Source organism: Microbaculum marinisediminis (genome assembly GCF_025397915.1).
Taxonomy (GTDB): domain Bacteria; phylum Pseudomonadota; class Alphaproteobacteria; order Rhizobiales; family Tepidamorphaceae; genus Microbaculum; species Microbaculum marinisediminis.
On the sequence record NZ_JALIDZ010000003.1, the window covers coordinates 322602 to 342291 of the forward strand.

Below are 19690 nucleotides of genomic sequence, written 5' to 3' on the forward strand. Positions count from 1 at the left end.
AGGCCGGATAGCGATTGCAAGGAAGGGCGCACCATGTTCGCGGACGATGACCGGCCGAAAAAGATCGCGGCGCACGAGATCGGCATGGACCTTTCGGCGCTTTCCGTCGCGGAGCTCGAGGAGAGGATCGCCTTGCTGAAGCAGGAGATCACGCGGCTGGAAGCCGATATCAAGAAAAAGGGGTCGACGCGCGATGCGGCCGAGAGCTTTTTCTCTAAATCTTGAAGAAAAATATACCGGTTAACCATTCGTTAGGCCTTACGGGTTAACTATGAGGCATCCAGTCTTCTGGATCTCGAGTGGCTCCTGTCCACTCTGTTTGACGCCTCCCTGTTAACCAACTGAGCCGCTTTCCCAGCGGCTCTTTTCTTTTGTCCGTTGCACCGCCGCCCGGCAATCGCGATGATCGCGGTGACTCGGGGACACAGTGCGACGCCGTCTCACATCGGCCAACTGGCATTGAAGATGCAATTTTGACCGTATGGGCGGCCGGATCGTGTCGTTTCGACACAAATTTGTGTCGAATTGCGCGCGTGACCGGTCAAAACGAGACGACAGGGACAGGTTATGAGAAACGACAAGACAGACGTGCGCGAAGCGTCGAACCCTAGGCTCGATCCGGTCAATTTCGCCGAGCGGATGGCGGGCTCCGGCAATTTCATGACGCTGTTCCGCGAGGGCATGGCGCTGCTCGAGGAAACCGCCGACTATCTCGACGGTCCCGGCCGCACGGAATCGCGCACGCTGAGCCGCCTGGGCGGGCTCGCCTACGCCACGGAAAGCATGAAGCTGACCACCCGGCTGATGCAGATGGCCTCGTGGCTGCTTCTCCAGCGCGCCGTCAACGAGGGCGAGATGTCGGACAAGCAGGCGTCGGAGGAGAAGAGCAAGGTTCGCCTCGAGCACCCGGAAGACCGCGAGCGCTCGGCCGGATTCGACGAGTTGCCGGACGGCCTGCAGGATCTGATCGCGCGAAGCCTGCGGTTGCAGGCGCGCGTGCGTCATCTCGACCGGCAGCTCCGCGGCCAGTTGCGCGCCGACGATGCGCGCGCGGCAAACCCGGTGTTTTCGCAGCTCGATCGCGTCCGCTCGGCGTTCGGCGGGAGCGAGGGCTGAGACAGACGTCTGCCGAAACAAAAAGCCCCCGGCCAAGGCCGGGGGCTTTTTTTATTCGGAACCGAAGCGCCTCAGATGAAGCCTTCGAACTTCTTCTTGAAGCGGGAGACGCGGCCGCCGCGGTCGAGCAGATGCTGGCTGCCGCCGGTCCAGGCCGGGTGCGTGTTGACGTCGATGTCGAGATTGATGACCGCGCCTTCCTCGCCATAGGTCGAGCGGGTCTCGTACTCGGTGCCGTCGGTCATCACCACCTTGACGGTGTGATAATCGGGATGGATGTCTTTCTTCATGGCTTTCAAACCTTCTTGCCGGCGCCGATCAAAACGCCGCATCGCATGCGCGGATGTAAAGAGAATTCGGCGCTGGCTATAGCGCGGATGGGCCTGCGAGGCAAGCGGGCGGGGCGGGATGTCCCGGCGGGCCGTGTGTCGTCGTCGCGGTTCGGCCCCACCGTCGGGCGAGACGGGCGTGGAATCCGGCGGGCCGAGCGTCCGCGACATCAGAGCGGGTTGCCCGGGGAGGCCCGTCTGGGGCATTTTCCGCTCTCGATGTGATCTAAGCAGGACAGGACGACATGGCCCGCAGGAAGGCGCCGAACGAGGCCGGGGCGGAAACCGCGCAGCCGGTGGATGGATCGGCGAACGGCCGGCGCCCGCGACAGAAGCTCGGCCCGCTCAGGATGCTGGCGCCCTATGTGGCGCGCTACCGGGTCCATGTCGTGCTGGCGCTGATCGCGCTGGTCACCGCCGCCGGCGCCACACTGGCCGTACCGCAGGCGGTGCGGCGGATGATCGATTTCGGGTTCGATTCCGAGAACACGGCGCTGGTGAACCAGTATTTCGGCATGCTGATCATCGTGGTGCTGGTGCTCGCCGCCGCCAGCGCCTCGCGCTACTACCTGGTCACCTGGCTGGGCGAAAGGATCGTCGCCGATGTGCGCGCCGACGTGTTCCGGCGGGTGATCGGGCTGTCGGCCGATTTCTTCGACACCGCCCAGTCGGGCGAGGTCGTCTCGCGGCTGACCGCCGATACCACCCAGATCAAGGCCGCCGTGGGGGCGAGCGCCTCGATCGCGCTCAGAAACCTCGTCCTCGGCATCGGCGCGGCGACGCTGATGGTCGTCACCAGCCCGCGCCTGTCGATGATGGTGCTGATCGTGATCCCGGTGATCGTGCTGCCGCTCGTCGGCTTCGGCCGCGCGGTGCGCAAGCGCCAGCGCGACGCGCAGGACACGCTGGCCGACGCGACCGCCTTCGCCTCGGAGAATATCGGCGCGGTGCGTACCCTGCAGGCCTTCACCAACGAGGAGCTGGCCGACGCCCGCTTCCGCGCCGCCGTCGAGGAATCCTTCGACGCCGCCCGCGGCACCACCAAGATGCGGGCGACGCTGACCTTCGTCGCACTCTTCCTGGTCTTCGCCAGCGTCGTCGCCGTGCTCTGGTACGGCGCGCACGACGTGCTGGCGGGGCGCATGACGCCGGGCACGCTCGGTCAGTTCGTGCTCTACGCGGTGTTCGCCGCCGGCGCGCTCGGCGAGCTCAGCCAGGTGTGGGGCGAGGTGCAGGCGGCCGCCGGCGCGGCCGAGCGGCTCGCCGACCTGAGGGACCGGGAGCCGTCCGTGCGCGCGCCGGAGGCCCCGGAAGCCCTGCCCGAGCCGCCGCGCGGCGAGGTCGCCTTCGCGCACGTCTCCTTCGCCTACCCGACCCGTGGCGACGATCGGGCGCTGCACGACGTCAGCTTCTCCGTGGCGCCGGGCGAGACGGTGGCCATCGTCGGTCCGTCGGGCGCGGGCAAGAGCACCCTGTTCCACCTGCTGCTGCGCCACTACGACCCGACGGACGGCACCATCCGCGTCGACGGCGTGGCGATCGACCGGGCCGATCCGCGCGCGGTGCGCCGGCGCATCGCCGTTGTGCCGCAGGACACGGTGATCTTCGCCGGCACCGTCGCCGACAACATCGCCTACGGCCGGCCCGGCGCCAGCGACGACGAGATCCGCGCCGCCGCCGTCGCCGCCCATGTGGAGGAATTCGTCACCGCCATGCCGGAGGGCTACCGCACCATGGTCGGCGAGCGCGGCGTGACCCTGTCGGGCGGGCAGCGCCAGCGCATCGCGATCGCCCGGGCGATCCTGCGCGACGCGCCGATCCTGCTGCTCGACGAGGCGACCTCGGCGCTCGACGCGGAGAGCGAGACGGTGGTGCAGATGGCGCTGGACGACCTGATGCAGGAGCGCACGACGCTGGTCATCGCACACCGGCTGGCGACCGTGCTCAATGCCGATCGCATCCTCGTCATGGAGGAGGGGCGGATCGTCGAGGAGGGCACGCATCACAGCCTGATCGAGACCGGCGGCCTCTACGCCCGGCTCGCCCGGCTGCAGTTCGATACCGACGAGGGGACGCTCGCCGAACGGCGCGCGGCGCGCGAGGTCAGCGCTCGGTGAGCTTGAGTTCGATGCGGCGGTTGGCGGCGTAGGCGTCCTCGGTATTACCCTCGACGAGCGGATAGTTGTCGGCGAAGCCGGCGGCGACGAGGTGCTGGGGATCGACGCCCTTGTCGATCAGGTAGCGCACCACCGCGATGGCGCGGGCCGAGGCGAGCTCCCAGTTGGACTGGAAGCGCGGCGAGTTGATCGGCCGCGCGTCGGTGTGGCCGTCGACGCGCAGCACCCAGGCGATCTCGGCGGGAATCTCCCCCTCGAGCTCGAGGATCGCGGCGGCGAGCTTGTCGAGCTCCTGCTGGCCGGCGGCGTTGATCTGGTCGGAGCCGGTCGGGAACAGGACCTCCGACTGGAAGACGAAGCGGTCGCCGACGACGCGGATGTCGGAGCGCTGTGACAGGATCTCGCGCAGACGGCCGAAGAAGTCGGAGCGGTAGCGCGACAGCTCCTGCACCTTCTGGGCCAGCGCCACGTTCAGGCGGCGGCCGAGATCGGCGATCTTGGTCTGGCTCTCCCGGTCACGGTTCTCGGAGGCTTCCAGCGCATCCTCGAGCGCGGCGATCTGGCGGCGCAGGGCGGAGATCTGCTGGTTCAGCAGCTCGACCTGGGCCAGGGCACGCTGGCTGAGCCGCTTTTCCTCGTCGAGCTCGATGGTCAGCTCCGAAACGCGCCCGCCCGCGGCCTCGGCATCGCCGGCGCGGGCATCGAGGATGCCCTGGAGCCGGGCCTGTTCCGCCTCGGCGCTCGTCAGCGAGGACTGCAGCAGGGAGAGCTGGTCCTCCAGCGAGCGCTTGCCGGCCCGCTCCAGCGCCAGGAGCTCGGTCAGCTCGGCGATCTGCGAGTTCAGCCGGTTGAGCACGGTGTCGCGGCCGGAAATCTCCTGGCTCAGGAAGAACTGGGTCAGGGCGAAGACCGACAGCAGGAAGATGAAGACGAGCAGGACGTTGGTGAGAACGTCGACGAAACTCGGCCAGTAGTCGATCTGGCTGCGCCGGCGCCGGCCGTGGACCAGGGCCATGGCTTGGACTCCTACACTCTCTCGCGGTCGGCGAGGCGGGCGAGAAGGTCGCGGATCTCGCTCTGGCGGTCGGCCTGCGCCTCGACCCACTCGCGGATCATCTTCTGCTCGGAGCGCATGTGCTGCACGAGCCCCTGGATGCCTTCGGCGAGATCGGCCATGGCGGCGGTCGCCGCGCGGTTCGGGCCGCCCTCGCTCATCACCTGGGTGAGCCTGTCGATGGACTTCTGGATGTCATCGGTCTTCAACGCCGGCGCGGGGGCCGGGGCCGGTGCGGGAGCGACGACCGCCGGTGCGACCGGGGCCGCCTCGGCCGGCCGCTCCTCGGTCGCAGCGATCTCGGTGACCGAGGACAGCCAGTCCTCCAGGTCGTTGTAGAAGCGGTTCTGGGCCTGGCCCGCCTGCAGGTCGAGAAAGCCGAGGATCAGCGAGCCGGCGAGGCCGAACAGCGAGGACGAAAAGGCCGTACCCATGCCGGACAGGGGCGCCTGCAGGCCGGATTTCAGATCCTCGAAGATGACGCCGGTATCGCCGGAGCCGATGTTCAGCGACTGGATGGTGCCGGCGACCGAGCTGACCGTCTGCAGCAGGCCCCAGAAGGTGCCGAGCAGGCCGAGAAAGACCAGCAGGCCGGTCATGTAGCGGGCCATCTCGCGGGATTCGTCGAGACGCATGGCGATCGAATCGAGGATCGAGCGCATGGTCGGCGCCGAAATCGCCATGCGGCCGACCCGGTCGCGCAGCAGGGCGGCCATCGGCGCCAGCAGCACCGGCGGCTTGGAAACCTCAAGGCCCGGATCGGCGAGACGGAAGTCGTTGACCCAGGTGACTTCCCGGAAAAGCCGGAAGACCTGGCGGATCGCCATCAAGATGCCGATGGCCAGAACGCCGAGGATCAGGCCGTTCAGGCCCGGATTCGACATGAAGGCGGTGTAGACCTGCGGAAACAGGATCGCGCCGATGAAACCGGCGATGATCAGAAACACCAGCATCCGCAAAAGGTAGACCTGCGGACTTGCCAATTTCTGCGGATCTGTGCTGCGGGCCATCGGCTCCCGGATCTCTGATGCGCGCAGGCGAATCAATCACGCGCGAATCTTCCTGCTCCCCCGAGGCAAAGTTACCGCCGAGTTCGCGACATGTCCAAGGCGGAAGCGCACTTTCGGCGGCGAAGATGTCAGGACTTGGACAGGGAATCGACCAGAGCGCGATGAATATCGACGTTGCCGGCGACCAGGCTGTTGGAGTCGAGCGGCGATTTGCGGCCGGTATAGTCGGTCGCGAAGCCTCCGGCTTCGCTGACGAGCAGTACGCCGGCGGCGATGTCCCAGCGGCTCAGGCCGCGCTCGAAAAAGCCGTCGAAGCGGCCGGCGGCGAGCCAGGCCAGATCGAGGGCCGCCGAGCCGGTGCGGCGGATGCCGGCGGACTTCGCCATGATCGGGGCGAGTTCGCGCAGATAGGTGGGGTGATTGCCGCGGCCCTGGTGGGGGATGCCGGTGGTGATCACCGACTGCGACAGGTCGCGGCGCTGGGCGACGCGGATGCGCCGGTCGTTCAGGAACGCGCCGGCGCCCTTCTCGGCGACGAACAGCTCGTTCATGATCGGGTTGAAGACGACGCCGGCGACGATATCGCCATCGCGCTCAAGCGCGATCGAGACGGCGAACAGCGGCAGCGCGTGTAGGAAGTTGGTGGTGCCGTCGAGCGGGTCGACGATCCAGCGATGCGCCTTGTCGGTTCCCTCGGTCTCGCCGGATTCCTCCATCAGGAACCCGTATCCCGGCCGCACCCGCGACAGTTCCTCGCGCAGGATCTTTTCGGCGCGAAGGTCGGCGGAGGAGACGAAGTCGCCCGGTCCCTTCATCGAGACCTGCAGGTTCTCCACCTCGCCGAAGTCGCGCGAGAGCGCGCGGGCGGCCTTGGTGGCCGCCTGCACCATCACGTTGAGAAGGGCTGATCTGGCCATGGTCCGGTCAGTCCGCGCGGCGGACGTAGGTGATCTCGTTGGTGTCGACGACGATCTTCTCGCCGGTGGTGACGAACGGCGGCACCATGACGCGCATGCCGTTCTCGAGTATCGCCGGCTTGTACGAGGAGGCGGCGGTCTGCCCCTTGACGACCGGGTCGGCCTCGGTGACCTCCAGCGTCACGTGCTGGGGCAGGGTGATGCCGATCGGCTTGCCGTCGTACAGCTCGACGGTCACGGTCATGCCGTCCTGAAGGAAGGCGGCGCGCTCGCCGACGAAATCCTCGGCCAGCTCGAGCTGCTCATAGGATTCGGTATCCATGAACACAAGCTGCTCGCCCTGGGCGTAGAGGAACTGGAAGTCCTTCTGGTCGAGGCGGACGCGCTCGACGGTCTCGTCGGCGCGGAAGCGCTCGTTGAGCTTGGTGCCGTCGATCAGGTTCTTGAGCTCGACCTGGTTGAAGGCACCGCCCTTGCCCGGCTTCACGGCCTGGGTCTTCACGGCGACCCAGAGGCCGCCCTTGTGTTCCAGGACGTTGCCCGGCGTGATCTGGTTTCCGTTGATCTTCATGTCGAACCGCTCGCGAAATGTCTCCGGTCGGGCACCGATCGGAGGAGGGGCGCCGATGCGCCGTGTTCCAAGGATTTGGGACCGGAAGGAATGGATGGCGCGGTTTCTAACAAACCTTGACGCCGGATGCATCAGCAAAAGATGGCTCAGTAAACGATGCCGCTGGTGCCGTAACTGAAGCCCTGCGCCCATTTGCGCACGCGCTTGTCGGCCTCCTCGAGCTGCTCGTCGTCCAGCGAGCCCAGGAAGCCGTCGAGCCAGACGTCGCTGGCGCCGGCCGACCGGGCGAGAATGTGCCATTTCGCCGCTTCGACCGCGTCGGCCTCGACGCCCTGACCGTTGGCGTAGATGCGGGCCAGCCGGTTCTGGGCGACCGGGTTGCCCTTCTCCGCGGCCCGGCTGAACCACTTGACCGCCTCGCCCTCGTTCGTCGCCGTGCCTTCGCCCTTGAACAGCATGACGGCGAGCTCGACCTCGGCCAGCGGCATGCCGGATTCCGCCGCCTTCTGCATCCAGCGCAGCGCCTCGGCGGGATCCTGATGGACGCCGGCGCCTTCCATGTAGAGCAGGGCGAGATTGTACTGCGAGGGGGTATGGCCGTTCTCGGCGGCGAAGCGCAGGAGCTCGGCCGCCCGCTTCAGGTTGCGCGGCCGCACCTTGCCGTCGACCAGGATCAGCGCGAGGTTGTAGTGGGCCTCGACGTGGCCCTTCTTGGCAGCCGCATCGAACCAGCCGGCGGCCTTCTCCTCGTCCTTGGTCGTGCCCTCGCCGCGGGCCAGCGCCAGGGCGAGCGCGAACTGGGCCTCGCGGTTTCCGGCAACGGCGGCCTGGCTGTACCACCACACCGCCTGCTGCATGTTCTTGGGGATGCCGAGGCCCTTGGCGTAGAGCTCGCCGAGCAGGGTCTGCGCGGCGGCGTCGCCGTTCTGGCCGCGCTCGAGCGCGGTGCGGAAGGCGGTCAGGTAGTAGCCGCGCTGATAGGCGCCATAGGCGATATCGGTGCCGGCCTCGCGCGCGGACCCGGGCGAGGCTGCGCCCGACCAGGCAAGCAAGGCGGCTCCGATCGCGGCAACCGCAATCGGCCTCATGCCGCTTCCTCGCGGACCCGTTCGGCGATCGCGGCGGCCCGGGCGACGGCGTCGGTGACGCCCGCGGGCTCGTTCCAGACGAGATCGCGCAACGCGACGAAGTCGGCGCCCGCGGAGACGGCGTCCTCGACCGACGTCCAGTCATCGGCGCACAGGGCGACGCAGGGGATCTGGAACAGCTCGCTCCACCATTCCACCAGATTGAAGGTCGCCGGGATGTCGCCTTCGTGGTCGAGGCGGCCGAGAAGGACGTAGTCGGGCTGGCCCTCGCCGAGCAGCATGGCGGCGTGCCGGGTGGTGCAGTCGCCGGCGCCGACGATCAGGTCGGGCTTGAGCGCGCCCATCGCCGACTCGACGGCGGCGGCGCCCTGCGTGACGTGCACGCCGTCGGCGCCGACCTCGCGGACGAGACCGGGATGGTCGTGCAACAGGAACGCGGCGCCGTGCTCCTGGGCGATCGGGCAGAGCATCTCGGCGGACCGGCGCCACAGGGCCGGATCATCCGAGGACAGATCGAGGATGACGGCGGCGGTCTCCGCGGTCTGCAGCGCATCGGAGAGCTGCCGTGCGAAGTCGGCCGGATCGAAGTCCGGCGGCGTGACGAGGACGAGGCGGGCGGGGGCAGGTGCCATGGGCGTTCAATTCGTTCGACGGTCGATAATAGCCAAAACAACGCGCATACGCCGGGAATACGGCGAAAACGCGGAGCCGGTACGCCGACAATCCTGCCGCGGGTCTGCTAAGGAGTGGTTAACAAGCCGTAAATCCGGGACCGGATCGACGTCCGGTCCCGGCGAAGCGGGGTAAGCCGCCTGTCGTCAGGCGGCCTGCTTTTCCTGGTCCGCGCTCCACTTGCCGGCGGCGGCAAGGCCGTTCATGCGGGCGCGATGCGAGAAAGCGCTCTGGGCGGCGGCGACGTTCTCGGTCTTGCCGCCCCAGGCCTTCAGCGCGGCGGCCTGCAGCGCGCGGCCGTAGGAGAAGGTCAGCTTCCACGGCAGCGGGCCCATCGCGTTCATCAGCGAGAGGTGCCGGGTCGCTTCCTCGTCGGACTGGCCGCCGGACAGGAAGGCGATGCCCGGCACGGCGGCCGGGACGGTCGACTTCAGGCAGCGCACGGTCTTCTCGGCGACCTCTTCGGCGCTCGCCTGCCGGGAGGCGTTCTTGCCGGAAATCACCATGTTGGGCTTCAGCACCATGCCTTCCAGCAGGACGCGCTGCTCGAACAGCTCGTCGAAGACCGTGTTGAGCGCCCACTCGGTGACCTGATAGCAGCGGTCGGCGTCATGGGCGGCGACGGGGCCGTCCATCAGCACCTCGGGCTCGACGATCGGGACGATGCCGGCTTCCTGGCACAGCGCCGCGTAGCGGGCGAGCGCGTGGGCGTTGGCCTTGACGCAGCCCCAGCTCGGGATGCCGTCGGCGATGTCGATCACCGCGCGCCACTTGGCGAAGCGGGCGCCGAGGCCGTGGTATTCCTTGAGCCGGTCGCGCAGGCCGTCGAGGCCTTCGGTGATCTTCTCTCCGGGGAAGCCGGGCATGTCCTTGGCGCCGGCGTCGACCTTGATGCCGGGAACCGCGCCGGCGGCCTTGATCAGGTCGACCAGCGGCGTGCCGTCGGCGGCCTTCTGGCGCAGCGTCTCGTCGAACAGGATGACGCCGGAAATGCAGTTTTTCATCGCGTCGTCGGCGCGGAACAGCATCTCGCGATAGTCGCGGCGGTTCTCCTCGGTCGACTCCACGCCGATCGAATCGAAGCGCTTCTTGATCGTCCCGGTGCTCTCGTCGGCGGCGAGAATGCCCTTCCCGTCCGCCACCATGGCCTGGGCGATGTCCTCAAGCCGTTCACTCATCGTCTGATCCTCACGTTCTCTATCGTTCTCAGGGTCTCAAAGCCTCGACGCCGGGCAGCGCCTTGCCCTCGAGCCACTCGAGGAAGGCGCCTCCGGCCGTCGACACGAAGGAAAAGTCCTGCGTCACGCCGGCCTTGTTCAGGGCGGCCACGGTGTCGCCGCCACCGGCGACCGACAGCATGTGCCCGGCCTTGGTGTCGCGGGCCACGGTCCGCGCGACCGCATTGGTGCCGGCGTCGAACGGCTCCAGCTCGAAGGCGCCGAAGGGGCCGTTCCAGACCACCGTCTTCACCTCGTTGAGCCTGCCCTCCAGCGCCGTTTCGGTGTTCGGGCCGATGTCCAGGATCATCTCGTCGTCCTCGACGTCGTCGAGACCGCAGATACGGTGCGGGGCTTTCGCCTCGAACGCCTTGGCGACGATCACGTCGACCGGCAGGACGATCTCGCATCCGGCCTTCTGCGCGGCCGCCTCGATCTCGCGGGCGGTGTCCAGCTTGTCGTACTCGCACAGCGACTTGCCGATCCCGTGGCCATTGGCGGCCAGGAAGGTGTTGGCCATGCCGCCGCCGATGACCAGCATGTCGACCTTCGCCACCAGATTGGAGAGCAGGTCGATCTTGGTGGAGACCTTGGCGCCGCCGACGATCGCCATCACCGGACGTTCCGGCTTCGACAGGGCCTTCTCCAGCGCCTCGATCTCGGCGGCCATGGTCAGGCCGGCGGCCGCGGGCAGATGGTCGGCGATGCCGGTGGTGGAGGCGTGGGCGCGATGGGCGGCGGAAAAGGCGTCGTTGACGAAGACGTCGCCCAGGCTGGCGAGCTGCCTGGCGAATTCCGGGTCGTTGCCTTCGTCGCCGGCGTGGAAGCGGGTGTTCTCGAACAGCAGCACGCTGCCGGCAGCCGCCTGTTTGGCGGCGTCGAGAGCCTTGCCGTCGGTCCAGTCGGTGGCGACGAACGTGACCGGCCGGCCGACCGCCTTTTCAAGCGCGGGCAGGACCGGTTTCAGCGACATCTCCGGGACGACCTTGCCCTTCGGGCGGCCGAAATGGGAGAGCACCATCACGGCGGCGCCCTTGGCGAGCAGGGCCTTGATGGTGTCGGCGGCGCGCGCGACGCGGGTCGCGTCGGTCACCACGCCATCCTTGGTGGGAACGTTGAGATCGGCGCGCAGGACAGCGCGCCGACCCTTCAGATCGAGATCGTCGATCGTGCGGAACGAGGCCATTCCGGTCTCCCGTTCAAATAAGCTTGCCCATCGCCACCGCGGTGTCGGCCATGCGGTTGGAGAAGCCCCACTCGTTATCGTACCACGAAAGCACGCGGATGAAGTTGCCCTCCATGACCTTGGTCTGGTCGAGCGCGAAGGTCGACGAGGCCGGGTCGTGGTTGAGGTCCATGGAGACCAGCGGCTCGGCGGTGACCGCGAGGATGCCCTTCATGGCGTTGGAATTCGCCGCCGCCTTCATCGCCTCGTTGATCTCCTCGACCGTGGTGTCGCGCTTGGCGACGACCTTCAGGTCGATCATCGAGACGTTCGGGGTCGGCACGCGCACCGAGACGCCGTCGAGCTTGCCGTTCAGCTCCGGCAGCACCAGGCCGACGGCGCGGGCGGCGCCGGTCGTGGTCGGGATCATCGACATCGCCGCGGCGCGGGCCCTGTAGAGGTCCTTGTGCAGGGTGTCGAGGACCGGCTGGTCGCCCGTGTAGGCGTGCACGGTGGTCATGAAGCCCTTTTCGATGCCGACGGCATCGTTGATCACCTTGGCGACCGGGGCGAGGCAGTTCGTCGTGCACGAGGCGTTGGAGACGACCGTGTGATCGGCGGTCAGCTTGTCGTTGTTGACGCCGTAGACGACGGTGATGTCGGCGTTGGTGGCCGGGGCGGAGACGAGAACGCGCTTGGCGCCGGCTTCCAGATGCATCGCCGCCTTGTCACGATCGGCGAAGATGCCGGTGCACTCGAGCGCGATGTCGACGCCGAGCTCCTTCCACGGCAGCTCCTTGGGATCGCGGATGGCCGTCACCCTGATGGGGCCGCGGCCGGCATCCATGGTCTCGCCCGACACCGTGACCTCGGAGGGAAACCGGCCGTGCACGCTGTCGTACCGCAGCAGGTGCGCGTTGGTCTCGATCGGGCCGAGATCGTTGATGCCGACGACTTCGATGTCGGTGCGGCCGGATTCGATGATCCCGCGCAGCACCAGCCGGCCGATACGGCCAAATCCGTTGATCGCTACCCTGACAGCCATTCCAGTAGTCTCCTTAGCTAGTTCGTTGCGCGCCGAAGGATCGGTCAAGCCTCGTCGGTCGGCGCCAGACTATCCAATATACGCCGGGCTTCCGCCACGACCGCCCCGGCGGTTATGCCGAAATGCTCGTACAGGCTCTTGTACGGGGCACTGGCGCCGAAGCCGTTCATGCCGACGAAGCCGCCGTCACGCCCGACGAAGCGCTCCCATCCCTGCCGGATCGCCGCCTCGACGGCGACGCGCACCGGCGCATCGTCGAGGATCGTGCGGCGGTACTCGGCCGACTGTTCCTCGAACAACTCGAAACTGGGAACCGATACCACCCGGGTCGGGATGCCGTCGCGTTCCAGGATGACGCGGGCCTCCATCGCCAGCGACACCTCCGAACCGGACGCGAACAGGGTGACCTTGGCCTGTCCCGTGGCGGCCGCCAGTTCGTAGGCGCCGCGGGCGCAGCGGTTCTCGTCGGCCACCGAGGTGCGCAGGGCCGGCACGTTCTGGCGGGTCAGCGCGAGAACGCTCGGCCGGTTGCGGGCTTCGAGCGAAAGCTGCCAGCATTCGGCGGTCTCGGTGGCGTCGGCGGGCCGGAACACGTTGAGGTTCGGGATCGCACGCAGGCTCGCCAGATGCTCGACCGGCTGATGGGTGGGGCCGTCCTCGCCCAGGCCAATGGAATCGTGCGTGAACACGTGGACGACGCGGATGCCCATCAGCGCCGCGAGGCGGATCGACGGGCGGCAATAGTCGGAGAAGACGAGGAACGTGCCGGAATAGGGGATGACGCCGCCATGCAGCGCCATGCCGTTCATGGCCGCGGCCATGCCGTGCTCGCGCACGCCGTAGTGAACGTAACGGCCGGCGTAGTCCTCCGCCGAGAAGTCCTTGAGGTCCGGACTGCGGGTGTTGTTCGAGCCCGTCAGGTCGGCGGAGCCGCCAATCGTCTCCGGCACCGCCGGATTGACGGCGCCCAGCACCAGTTCGGACGCCTTGCGGGTCGCGATCTCCGGCTTGTCGGCGGCGAAGGTCTCCTTGAGCGAACGGATCGCCGTGGCGAGATCGACCGGCAGTTCGCCGCGCATCCGCCGCTCGAATTCGTTGCGGACGTCGTGGTCCAGCGCCGCGAGCCGTTTCTCCCAGGCACTGCGGGCCTTGCCCGAACGCAGGCCGGCGATACGCCAGGCGTCGCGGATGGGGGAGGGAATCTCGAAGGGAGGCGCCTCCCAGCCGAGCCCGAGCCGGGCGGCCTGCACCTCGTCGGCGCCGAGCGGCGCGCCGTGGGTGGCGGACGTGCCCTGCTTGTTCGGCGCGCCGTAGCCGATGATGGTGCGGCAGGCGATGATCGAGGGCCGGTCGGACGCACGGGCCGCCTCGATCGCGGCGGCGATCGCGTCGGGATCGTGGCCGTCGACGCGCTGGGTCTGCCAGCCGGCGGCGTCGAAGCGTTCGACGGTATCGGTCGAATCCGACAGCGAGGTGGGGCCGTCGATGGAAATGTGGTTGTCGTCGTAGAGGACGATCAGCCGGTCGAGCTTGAGGTGGCCGGCGAGCGAGACCGCCTCGTGGCTGACGCCCTCCATCAGGTCGCCGTCGCTGGCCAGCACGTAGGTGAAATGGTCGACCATGTCGTCGCCGAAGGTGGCGTTGAGATGGCGCTCCGCCATCGCCATGCCGACGGCGGTGGCGATGCCCTGGCCGAGCGGACCGGTGGTGGTCTCGATGCCGGCCTTCAGGTCGAATTCGGGGTGGCCCGCCGTATGCGAGCCGAGCTGGCGGAAATTCTTGATCTCCTCGATGGTCATCGCTTCGTAGCCGAGCAGATACAGCGATGAATAGAGGAGCATGGAGGCGTGGCCGGCCGACAGCACGAAGCGGTCGCGGTCGGGCCAGTCCGGCGCCTTCGGATCGAATTTCAGGAACCGCGTGAACAGCACCGTGGCTATGTCGGCGGCGCCCATCGGCATGCCGGGATGTCCGGACTTGGCTGCCTCTACGGCATCCATGGCGAGTGCGCGGATGGCGTTGGCCATTGCGCGGTGATCGACCTGTGCGGCGTTCTCTGTCATGTAATTCCGATGGTCACCGTGGAGGCGGGGGACGTTGACGGGGGAAAACCGGCCGGCCCGTGTCGAGACGGCACCACCCATATTCCCCGACCTTCAGCGCCGGTCCCCGCAAAGCGGGCCGATCAATATCACCTCGCCGGGGCGAGTCAATTGAGGGGCCCAATCGGCGGGGTTGCGACGTATACACAGGTGCGCGGCCGGCACGGGCGCGCGCCGGCCGACCGGCGGTCCGGTATGCGCCGATGGGCGGTTGACCGCAGCTTGCAGCGATGCCTAATCTCTCACTGCTAATCCGTTGGCCTTTATATTTTCCTTTCGTCTGACGCGACGGCGATGGCGGCCATTTTCGTGTCGGGTTTGCGATGGGCGGCAGCGGCCGGCGGTCGGAGAGGCGAGTTTATGAATGTCGATTCGAGTCCTGTAGAGCGCGCGCAACGGCGGTTTGTCGGCGCACTCGACGCTTTGGAAGCGGCCGTTCGCCGCCGCCAGGCGACGGATCGCAGCGTTGGCGCCCTGGAGTCCGAGATCCGGACGCTGAGCGACGACCGGTCGCGGCTGGCCCAGGAGCTCGACTCGGCGCAGGCGCGGTCGGCCGAGCTCGAATCCCTGTCGAAGAGCGTTTCGCAAAGACTGGATTCGGCTATCAGCTCCATCCGTGGCCTGCTCGACAGCGAGCAGGGCGGCTGAGCGTGGATTTGCTGGATTTTGAAACGCCGGGCTGGGGAAGAACGGCGGAGCGGATACCATGCCCCAGGTAACGGTCTCGATAAACGGCCGTGTCTACAGGATGGGATGCGACGAGGGTCAGGAACACATCCTGACCGCACTCGCGCAGGACATCGATCGTCGCATCGAGGCCTACAAGGCCAGTTTCGGCGAAGTGGGCGACATGCGGCTGATGCTGATGGCGGCGATGGAGCTCGGCGACGAGCTCGCCGATTCGCGCCGCCGGCTGAAAGCGATGGAATCGGAGGTCGAGAGCCTCAAGGAATCCCGCAGCGCGGTGCTCGACAAGGTGTCCTCGGCGCAGGAGTCGATCGCGGAAACGCTCGACCAGGCCGCCGCCCGGATCGAAGGTCTCGCCGCCGCGCTGAACGGGGCGGGGGCGGAACAGCCGGGCGAATGAGAGGCATGCGTGGAAAGACGCGAAATCCGCATCCTTTCCACTGGCGAGCGCCCGCCGCGATAGCTACATTCCAGACGGCGAGGCTGCCCGGTGCGACAGGAGACTCAATTCCCCGGGGCCTTATCGATCTCCTTGGGAGCTGTCCCTGGTTGAGCCCGTGGGCTCTTTCATACGGCGCCCACCTACGTATGTAGGTTCCCGGGATCGCTGCTCTCCACCGGCCGCGGCGGCTTCGCCATCCCACCGTTTTCCGTCCCGTGTCGTCCCCGGATCCCCGCATGACCGACCGAACCGCCCAAAAGGCCCGCATGCGGACGCTGGCGCGCGCCGCGCGCCGGCGCGTGCCGGGCGCGGAGCGGCGGGCGGCGGCCGGGGTCATCGCCACCTGGGCGGCGGATATCGCCGCGCTGGCCGGGCGCGGCACCGTCTCGTGCTTTTCCACCTTCGGCGACGAACTCGACACCCAGCCGCTGATCATGGCGCTTGCGCGCCGGGGCTGCCGGCTGGCGCTGCCCGTCGTCGTCGGCCGGGCGCGGCCGCTGGTGTTCCGCCGCTGGCAGCCCGGCGACAGGATGGGCACGGGCCATTTCGGCATCCGCGAGCCGCTGCCGTCGGCGCACGAGGCGCAGCCGCGGGTGTTCCTGGTGCCGCTGCTCGCCTTCGACCGGTTCGGCTACCGGGTCGGCTATGGCGGCGGGTTCTACGACCGCTCGCTGGCGATGGCGCGGGCGGAACGCAGGATCGCGGCGATCGGGCTTGCCTTCGCCATCCAGCAGGTGGGCCTGGTGCCGCGCGACCGCTACGATCAACCCGTGGACTTCGTTCTGACCGAGCGGGGCCTGACGACATGTATTGGAGGTGCCCGTGCGGCTGCTCTTTCTTGGTGACGTGGTCGGCCGGTCCGGCCGCGAGATCGTCGTGGACCGGCTGCCCGAGCTGAGGAGCCGGCTAGACGCCGACTTCGTGGTCGTCAACGGCGAGAACTCGGCAGGGGGCTTCGGCATCACCGAGGCGATCCACGGCGAGCTGATCGACGCCGGCGCGGACGTCGTCACCACCGGCAACCACGTCTGGGACCAGCGCGAGGCGCTCGTCTTCATCGAGCGCACGCCAAGCCTGCTGCGGCCGATCAACTTCCCGGCCGGAACGCCCGGGCGCGGCGCCGGGCTGTACGAGGCGCGCAACGGAGCCCGGGTGCTGGTGATCAACGCCATGGGCCTCGTCTTCATGAACATGCTCGAGGATCCCTTCGCGGCGCTGTCGCGGGAGCTGGAGGCCTGCCCGCTCGGCGGCGGGGCGGACGCGATCGTCGTCGACTTCCATGCCGAGGCGACGAGCGAGAAGCAGGCGATGGGGCATTTCCTCGACGGGCGGGCGAGCCTCGTCGTGGGCACCCACACGCATGTGCCGACCGCCGACCACATGGTGCTGGCGGAGGGCACCGGCTACATGACCGACGTCGGCATGTGCGGCGACTACGATTCGGTGATCGGCATGGACAAGGAGGAACCGCTCAGGCGCTTCCTGACCAAGATTCCGTCCGGGCGCTTCGAGCCGGCGCTGGGGGATGCCTCCCTGTCGGGCGTGCTTGTGGAGACCGACGATTCGAGCGGCCTGGCCAAGCGGATCGCCCCGGTGCGGCTCGGCGGCCATCTGTCGGAGACGCTGCCGGACTGGTAAGGGGCATCTCGCCGGCCAGTGGATTTTCGGCCGGACCCGCCCTATAAGCGGGCGAACTGCGCGGCCGCCGGCTTGGTCGGGCGTGGTGAATCGGGCGTGGCGAAAACGGCGTTTCCCCCCGACTGTTGCGGCCGCGGTTGAAACGCAATCGAGGCATGCCATGGCAGGACACTCCCAATTTAAGAACATCATGCATCGCAAGGGTCGCCAGGACGCGGCCCGGTCGAAGCTCTTCTCCAAGCTCGCCAAGGAAATCACGGTCGCGGCCAAGATGGGCCTGCCCGACCCGACTATGAATCCGCGCCTGCGGCTGGCCGTGCAGAACGCCAAGTCGCAGTCGATGCCGAAGGACAATATCGAGCGCGCCATCAAGAAGGCGGCCGGCGGCGATGCGGATAACTACGAGGAGATCCGCTACGAGGGCTACGGGCCGGGCGGCGTCGCGGTCATCGTCGAGGCGCTGACCGACAACCGCAACCGCACCGCCGGCGCCGTGCGCTCGATCTTCACCAAGGCCGGCGGCGCGCTGGGCGAAACCGGCTCGGTGTCGTTCATGTTCGATCGGGTCGGCGAGATCGTCTACAAGCCCGAGGCCGGCGACGCGGACACCGTCCTGGAGGCGGCGATCGAATCCGGCGCGCAGGACGTGCAGAGCGACGCCAACGGCCACATCATCCTCTGCGCCTTCGAGGACCTCGGCGAGGTCTCCTCGGCGCTGGAAGCCAGCCTCGGCGAGGCGGACTCGGTGAACCCGGTGTGGAAGCCGCAGACCGGCACGCAGGTCGACGAGGGCAAGGCCGAATCGCTGATGAAACTGATCGCCGCGCTCGAGGACGACGACGACGTGCAGAACGTCTACTCGAACTTCGAGGTCTCCGACGAGGTGCTGGAACGCCTGACGGCGGCCTGAGCTGGCCTTTTTTGCCGGGACGATCGGATCGTCCTGGCCCGGACGCCCGGAACCGTCCTGATATCGACGGCGAACCCGGGCGGGCGGCCTAGCGCAGCAACTCGTCCAGGGCCGGGATGCTGGTGATCGCGGCCAGCGCGATCACCGCGTAGGCGATGCGGCGGTAGTAGCGCTCCGGCGCCCTGCCGAACAGGCGGGCGCCGAGAAACAGCGCCAGCGCGTAGACCGGCGCGAAGACCGCGATCACCGTCAGCGTCTCCATCGTGAAGAAGCCGTTCCAGGCGTAGGCCACGAAGCTCGACATGCTGGCGATGGAGAAGAACGCTATCAGGTTGGCGCGGATGATCGGCGGCGGAAAGGGCCCCGCGATCCAGAAGGCGATGACCGGCGGGCCGGAGACCTGGCCGATGCCGTTGAGCACTCCCGCGACCCCGCCGACGCCGACGGAGGCGAGCCGGCTCGGCGCGCCGGAATAGCGCAGTCCCGAGGCGAGCAACGCCAGCAGCAGCAGCACCAGTATCGACAGCCCCCAGCGCAGGGTGACCGGATCGGCATTGGCGAGGATCGCCGCGCCGAAGGGGACCGTCGCCATGGCGCTGACGCCGACGGGCAGCACCGTGTTCCACTGGCAGGTACGGACCGCGCCCCATAGCAGCGGCAGGGTCAGAACCGCGTCGAAGATCAGGAAGCTGGCGGCGGCGAGCCTCGGATCGATCGCGGCGGAGGCGACCGGCATGAAGATCAGCGCGGCGCCGAAGCCGGAAAAGCCGCGCACGAGCCCGGCGACAAGCGCCGCGACGAGCACGGCGATAAGCGATTGATCGAAGGTCATGAGCGTTGCTGAAGAGGATCCCCGCGAAAACGTTACCAGATTCGGGAGGCTTCCGGTCATGGCCGGCGTCATCCGTACCGGCAATGACGCGCCTGTCGGGTGATGCGAGGCCGAAGGTCCGGCCCTGTTTCCAGGAACGGTTTCCAGGGGGGCTGGACAGGGATTCTAGGCAGGGCGGTGGCTTCCGGGTACACCAGTCCCATGAGACGGCAGGCGATTCGGATACTGGGCATCGACCCGGGCCTCAGGCGCACCGGCTGGGGCGTGATCGAGATGTCCGGCACGTCGCTGTCGTTCGTCGGCGCCGGCACCGTCACCTCCACCGACAAGCTGAGCCTTGCCGAGCGGCTCGTGGAGCTGCACGCCGGGCTTTGCGGCGTGCTCGACGCCCAGGCGCCGCACGAGGCCGCCGTCGAGCACACCTTCGTCAATCAGAATCCGACCTCCACCCTGAAGCTCGGTCAGGCGCGCGGGATCGCGCTTCTGGTGCCGGCGTCCCGGGGGCTGACGGTCGCCGAATACGCGCCGAATCTCGTCAAGAAGACGGTGGTCGGCGCCGGCCATGGCGACAAGAAGCAGATCCGCATGATGGTCTCGGTGCTGCTGCCGAAGGCGAAGGTCGATTCGGACGACGCCGCCGACGCACTGGCCATCGCCATCACCCACGCCCACCACCGTGCTTCGCGCGTGCTGGCCGCGGCTGAGTGAGATGTTCTTGACTTGTTCACGTTTTGCTGGGTAGGCAATACGCGGAACGGGCGGACTCGAGGGGGCCTTG

21 protein-coding genes and 1 other RNA gene are annotated in these 19690 nt (G+C 67.9%); 10 read left to right on the plus strand and 12 right to left on the minus strand.

What is annotated here, in order from left to right; genetic code table 11:
* The first annotated feature begins 33 nt into the window (after positions 1 to 33).
* Together MUB46_RS07600 and rcdA are read left to right on the plus strand one after the other, a co-directional pair.
* Positions 34 to 225: a DUF1192 domain-containing protein gene (locus tag MUB46_RS07600; RefSeq protein ID WP_261615285.1), complete on the plus strand. Its 192-nt coding sequence runs from the start codon at positions 34 to 36 to the stop codon at positions 223 to 225.
* A gap of 342 nt (positions 226 to 567) precedes the next feature.
* Complete coding sequence (gene rcdA, locus MUB46_RS07605) at positions 568 to 1116, plus strand: protease adaptor protein RcdA (protein ID WP_261615286.1); 549 nt, start codon at positions 568 to 570, stop codon at positions 1114 to 1116.
* A gap of 71 nt (positions 1117 to 1187) precedes the next feature.
* Here rcdA and rpmE read toward each other — a convergent pair whose 3' ends face one another.
* Positions 1188 to 1406 carry a 50S ribosomal protein L31 gene (rpmE, locus tag MUB46_RS07610; protein WP_261615542.1) on the minus strand — a complete coding sequence of 73 codons (219 nt, stop codon included), beginning with the start codon at positions 1404 to 1406 and terminating at the stop codon, positions 1188 to 1190.
* Between the two features lie 284 nt (positions 1407 to 1690).
* On the opposite strand from rpmE, the gene MUB46_RS07615 reads away from it, so the two are divergent.
* Positions 1691 to 3562, plus strand: coding sequence for an ABC transporter transmembrane domain-containing protein (locus tag MUB46_RS07615; protein WP_261615287.1), 1872 nt, complete (start codon positions 1691 to 1693; stop codon positions 3560 to 3562).
* On the opposite strand, the gene MUB46_RS07620 is transcribed toward MUB46_RS07615, so the two are convergent.
* The 10 genes from MUB46_RS07620 to tkt all read right to left on the minus strand — a co-directional run bounded on the left by MUB46_RS07620 (position 3549) and on the right by tkt (position 14364).
* Positions 3549 to 4577, minus strand: a complete 1029-nt coding sequence (locus tag MUB46_RS07620; protein ID WP_261615288.1) for a peptidoglycan -binding protein — start codon at positions 4575 to 4577, stop codon at positions 3549 to 3551. The genes MUB46_RS07615 and MUB46_RS07620 overlap by 14 nt on opposite strands.
* Before the next feature lie 11 nt (positions 4578 to 4588).
* Positions 4589 to 5626 (minus strand): flagellar motor protein MotA, encoded by a 1038-nt coding sequence (locus MUB46_RS07625; protein WP_261615289.1) that lies wholly within the window; start codon positions 5624 to 5626, stop codon positions 4589 to 4591.
* A 128-nt stretch (positions 5627 to 5754) separates the two neighbouring features.
* Positions 5755 to 6543: an inositol monophosphatase family protein gene (locus tag MUB46_RS07630; protein WP_261615290.1), complete on the minus strand. Its 789-nt coding sequence runs from the start codon at positions 6541 to 6543 to the stop codon at positions 5755 to 5757.
* Positions 6544 to 6550: 7 nt separating this feature from the next.
* The gene (efp, locus tag MUB46_RS07635) at positions 6551 to 7114 is read right to left on the minus strand and encodes an elongation factor P (protein ID WP_261615291.1); all 564 of its coding nucleotides are present in this window, start codon (positions 7112 to 7114) and stop codon (positions 6551 to 6553) included.
* Positions 7115 to 7260: 146 nt separating this feature from the next.
* Complete coding sequence (locus tag MUB46_RS07640) at positions 7261 to 8202, minus strand: SEL1-like repeat protein (RefSeq protein ID WP_261615292.1); 942 nt, start codon at positions 8200 to 8202, stop codon at positions 7261 to 7263.
* Positions 8199 to 8834, minus strand: coding sequence for a thiamine phosphate synthase (locus tag MUB46_RS07645; RefSeq protein WP_261615293.1), 636 nt, complete (start codon positions 8832 to 8834; stop codon positions 8199 to 8201). Before MUB46_RS07645 ends, MUB46_RS07640 begins: the two co-directional genes overlap by 4 nt.
* 186 nt (positions 8835 to 9020) lie before the next feature.
* Positions 9021 to 10052 (minus strand): class I fructose-bisphosphate aldolase, encoded by a 1032-nt coding sequence (locus MUB46_RS07650; protein ID WP_261615294.1) that lies wholly within the window; start codon positions 10050 to 10052, stop codon positions 9021 to 9023.
* Between the two features lie 28 nt (positions 10053 to 10080).
* Positions 10081 to 11277: a phosphoglycerate kinase gene (locus MUB46_RS07655; RefSeq protein WP_261615295.1), complete on the minus strand. Its 1197-nt coding sequence runs from the start codon at positions 11275 to 11277 to the stop codon at positions 10081 to 10083.
* A 13-nt stretch (positions 11278 to 11290) separates the two neighbouring features.
* On the minus strand, positions 11291 to 12301 hold the full coding sequence (gene gap, locus MUB46_RS07660; protein WP_261615296.1) for a type I glyceraldehyde-3-phosphate dehydrogenase: 1011 nt from the start codon (positions 12299 to 12301) through the stop codon (positions 11291 to 11293).
* Positions 12302 to 12345: 44 nt separating this feature from the next.
* Positions 12346 to 14364, minus strand: a complete 2019-nt coding sequence (tkt, locus tag MUB46_RS07665; protein WP_261615297.1) for a transketolase — start codon at positions 14362 to 14364, stop codon at positions 12346 to 12348.
* Between the two features lie 399 nt (positions 14365 to 14763).
* Here tkt and MUB46_RS07670 point away from each other — a divergent pair, with 399 nt between their 5' ends.
* The 6 genes from MUB46_RS07670 to MUB46_RS07695 all read left to right on the plus strand — a co-directional run bounded on the left by MUB46_RS07670 (position 14764) and on the right by MUB46_RS07695 (position 18080).
* A complete protein-coding gene (locus MUB46_RS07670; protein ID WP_261615298.1) occupies positions 14764 to 15051 on the plus strand; it encodes a DUF4164 domain-containing protein in 288 nt (95 codons plus the stop codon).
* Positions 15052 to 15109: 58 nt separating this feature from the next.
* Positions 15110 to 15490, plus strand: coding sequence for a cell division protein ZapA (locus tag MUB46_RS07675; protein ID WP_261615299.1), 381 nt, complete (start codon positions 15110 to 15112; stop codon positions 15488 to 15490).
* A gap of 77 nt (positions 15491 to 15567) precedes the next feature.
* A non-coding RNA gene (ssrS, locus tag MUB46_RS07680) (6S RNA) lies at positions 15568 to 15727 on the plus strand.
* Between the two features lie 41 nt (positions 15728 to 15768).
* Complete coding sequence (locus MUB46_RS07685; RefSeq protein ID WP_261615300.1) at positions 15769 to 16377, plus strand: 5-formyltetrahydrofolate cyclo-ligase; 609 nt, start codon at positions 15769 to 15771, stop codon at positions 16375 to 16377.
* Positions 16355 to 17170, plus strand: coding sequence for a TIGR00282 family metallophosphoesterase (locus MUB46_RS07690; RefSeq protein ID WP_261615301.1), 816 nt, complete (start codon positions 16355 to 16357; stop codon positions 17168 to 17170). The genes MUB46_RS07685 and MUB46_RS07690 overlap by 23 nt, the downstream gene beginning before the upstream one ends.
* A 160-nt stretch (positions 17171 to 17330) precedes the next feature.
* Positions 17331 to 18080: a YebC/PmpR family DNA-binding transcriptional regulator gene (locus tag MUB46_RS07695; RefSeq protein WP_261615302.1), complete on the plus strand. Its 750-nt coding sequence runs from the start codon at positions 17331 to 17333 to the stop codon at positions 18078 to 18080.
* Positions 18081 to 18168: 88 nt separating this feature from the next.
* Here MUB46_RS07695 and MUB46_RS07700 read toward each other — a convergent pair whose 3' ends face one another.
* Positions 18169 to 18912: a sulfite exporter TauE/SafE family protein gene (locus MUB46_RS07700; protein ID WP_261615303.1), complete on the minus strand. Its 744-nt coding sequence runs from the start codon at positions 18910 to 18912 to the stop codon at positions 18169 to 18171.
* 201 nt (positions 18913 to 19113) lie between these two features.
* Here MUB46_RS07700 and ruvC point away from each other — a divergent pair, with 201 nt between their 5' ends.
* A complete protein-coding gene (ruvC, locus tag MUB46_RS07705) occupies positions 19114 to 19620 on the plus strand; it encodes a crossover junction endodeoxyribonuclease RuvC (protein WP_261615304.1) in 507 nt (168 codons plus the stop codon).
* Positions 19621 to 19690: the final 70 nt, after the last annotated feature.